This window comes from Enterobacter sp. CGMCC 5087 (genome assembly GCF_003144775.1).
In the GTDB taxonomy this organism is placed as follows: domain Bacteria; phylum Pseudomonadota; class Gammaproteobacteria; order Enterobacterales; family Enterobacteriaceae; genus Enterobacter; species Enterobacter cloacae_M.
Map to the genome: position 1 here is coordinate 1 of NZ_QFXN01000164.1, position 233 is coordinate 233.

The 233-nt window shown below is 57.9% G+C and carries 1 pseudogene; it reads right to left on the reverse strand.

Annotated features, from left to right (window positions below):
• Nucleotides 1-233, reverse strand: a pseudogene (locus DEO48_RS15335) (HTH domain-containing protein); the annotation flags it as partial.

The window sequence follows — 233 nt, forward strand, 5'->3', positions numbered from 1 at the left end:
GACGGGATAATGCGTGCGATACCGGTACTGCGGGCAAAGGAAACGGCCCCCGGAGAGTGATCACGCGTGGCGCTCTCACTGAGCCGATACGTGCCGTTCTCCCCGATAATGTCGAGGTGGACCAGCCGTTGATGTAAGTCACGACGCAGGGTGCGTATCGATACACCAAACTCACCGGACAGTGTCTGAAGGGTCAGCGTTTCTCCGGCCATTAACCGGCTGATAATGACCGA